The organism is Candidatus Binataceae bacterium, assembly GCA_035500095.1.
In the GTDB taxonomy this organism is placed as follows: domain Bacteria; phylum Desulfobacterota; class Binatia; order Binatales; family Binataceae; genus JAKAVN01.
The window spans coordinates 1-2,186 of sequence record DATJXN010000006.1 but is presented as its reverse complement, the minus strand read 5'-3'; the positions used below and the strand labels follow the sequence as shown (position 1 = coordinate 2,186).

At 65.8% G+C, this 2,186-nt stretch carries 4 protein-coding genes; all 4 read right to left on the bottom strand.

Translation table 11 applies throughout. The features are described from left to right. Nucleotides 1-171: 171 nt before the first annotated feature. Complete coding sequence (locus VMI09_00765) at nt 172-516, bottom strand: hypothetical protein (protein HTQ23196.1); 345 nt, start codon at nt 514-516, stop codon at nt 172-174. Further along, complete coding sequence (locus VMI09_00760; GenBank protein ID HTQ23195.1) at nt 513-1,571, bottom strand: replication initiator protein A; 1,059 nt, start codon at nt 1,569-1,571, stop codon at nt 513-515. Before VMI09_00760 ends, VMI09_00765 begins: the two co-directional genes overlap by 4 nt. A gap of 9 nt (nt 1,572-1,580) precedes the next feature. Then, the gene (locus VMI09_00755) at nt 1,581-1,868 is read right to left on the bottom strand and encodes a helix-turn-helix domain-containing protein (GenBank protein ID HTQ23194.1); all 288 of its coding nucleotides are present in this window, start codon (nt 1,866-1,868) and stop codon (nt 1,581-1,583) included. 137 nt (nt 1,869-2,005) lie between these two features. Further along, the coding region (locus VMI09_00750) for a DUF2285 domain-containing protein (GenBank protein HTQ23193.1) at nt 2,006-2,186 on the bottom strand (181 nt) is incomplete at its 5' end.

Sequence of the window (2,186 nt, the reverse complement as noted above, 5' to 3'; positions counted from 1 at the left end):
GGAAGGCGGCGATCTTGATCCGGCCGCGCAAGCCGGGCGTGATGTCGACGGTGAGCCGGGCCGTGTAGAGCTCCGCGGCCGCCGCGCCGGACGCGGCGGGATCGGGCGATTTGATCCAGCTCTCCGCGTTGCGAGGACGCGTGGCGAAACCGCTGTTGGGACCGCGCGCGGTCATGGCGCGAGCCTTTCGACTTCGGCCGCCAGTGCCGCGATCTCGCACGCGGCTGAGCCGCTATCGTCGTGCTCAAAAACGAGCTGGCCGGTGCGGGCTGCGTCGGCGAAGACGACGCGCTGGCCGATCCGCGCCGCGAGCGCCGGCGGATCGTGTTCGGTGAGGCTATGCGCGGTCTCGCGGGCAATGACCGTGCGTGCAGGACAGCGGTTAAGAACGAAGCGGGCTACGAGTGCGGGGCGAAAGACGCGCGCTTCGGCGATCAGCGCGAGCATTTCGGCCGATGCCCAACCGTCGAAGGGCGACGGTTGCACGGGGATCAGCGCGAGGTCAGCGACGATCATCGCCCGCTCCCGTCAGCGGTTTTCCACCGATCGGCGTCGCGCCCAACATCAGAAGGGTTAGATTCTTGTACGTTAGATTCTAAGTTAGGCGGCTCGGAAGTGACGGAACTTGCACCGAAAAATGCCGCTTCCGGTTCCTGATAGCACGCGGCGTCGGTTCCCGATGGCACGTGCTCTGGGGTTCCCGAAGGCACGATACCATCAACGGATTGTCCACAGCCGCCTGTGGAAAAGTTGCCCTGGGTGAAGGCCAGCAGCTCGCGTCCGACGCGGTCGCGTTCGACGGCGAGGCGGTAGCCTGGCAGCGGCTGCCGGTGTGCGAGATCGCGCAGCTCGAAGGCAAAGCGCTTGAACGGCGAGAGGCTCGCCGACTTGGTGTAGAGATGGCGGAACTCGAACCGCCAACCGGCCCGCTGTCTACCCGCGTGCTTGCGCACGATGCGATAAAGCCAGCGCTCGAGGCCGCCGGTCAGCGCGAAGTATTGGCGGTCGATGGTGAGGACCAGCGCATCGTCGTGGACGGCGCGATAGAACCAGTCTGGCACGATCAGATCGATGCCGTCGGCGCGTCCATGCGCATCAGCGCGCTCGGTCCACTCGTTGATCCAGGAGAAGCGGTGCATGCGCCGCTCGTTGGTCTGCCGCAGCGAAGTCGCGACAGTGGTGGACTGCAGACGATCGAGCGCCGCCTTCAGTCGCTGATAATCGCGTGCGCTGACGCCGCGGCCGATAAAGGTGAGGATCTCATACGGGGTGGCCGCCATCAGGCGCGACGGCCGCAGGCCGATGTCGCGCGCCTCGACGATCTGGCTGGCGGCCCAGATCAGGATGTCGGCGTCCCAGATGGTTGCCATGCCGTGCTCGGGTACGGCTTCGACGCGGATCGCGATGTCGTTCATCCGGTAATCGATTGGCGTCGTGCGATGCGTCTTGGCGAGGCTGAAGAAGGGATAGGCCATCAGGTCTTGCGCATCGCGCGGCGCCAGATCGCCTGGCAGCGCGCGGAACAATTCGAGCTGCTCGCGTTCGGATCGCGTGCGATGGCGCGCTGACATCGCTGGAGATCAGCGGTAGAGCTGCCGCGCGTGCTGGATCTCGGCCGGCGTATGGCGTCGGGCCGGCAACACGACAGACTTGCCGGGGTCTGATGTCGACGCCTTGACGGCGGAATCGACCCACGCTTGCAGGTCTTCGAGGCGATAGACGACGCGGCCCCCGAGTTTGGAGTAGCGCGGGCCCGTGCCGTAGATGCGGTGCTTTTCGAGGGTGCGGATCGAGAGACCGACAAATCGCGCGGCCTCGGGCGTGCGTAGGTAGCGCGGCGGCATGCCGGCGGCATTGGTGGTGGACATGGGAAAACTCCGCGATGGTCTCGGGGAGACCGCCGAATGGTAGCGGCCGTCACCGACCACGGTGGCGGAGAGACGTCGCTTAGAGGGATGGTGATGTCGCAAGGCGGCGAGATCGCCACCCGTATCGAACGGCGGCGCTAGGTCCGGCCACGGAAGGGATAGAGCAACAGGCGGCGATAACCGCCCTGCATCATTGCGTAGCCCAGCCGTGCTAGCCGTATAGTCCGATCGCGCAGGTCATGGGTTTTCCAACCGCGCTCGGGCATCCGGCCGGTGCCAAAAAGAGCCTCGGCAATGTCACGGTAGCTCGCGTTTTCG

Coding starts and splice junctions, on each gene's coding strand:
- VMI09_00765 (HTQ23196.1), bottom strand. CDS start 516: ATGATCGTCGCTGACCTCGCGCTGATCCCCGTGCAACCGTCGCCCTTC.
- VMI09_00760 (HTQ23195.1), bottom strand. CDS start 1,571: ATGTCAGCGCGCCATCGCACGCGATCCGAACGCGAGCAGCTCGAATTG.
- VMI09_00755 (HTQ23194.1), bottom strand. CDS start 1,868: ATGTCCACCACCAATGCCGCCGGCATGCCGCCGCGCTACCTACGCACG.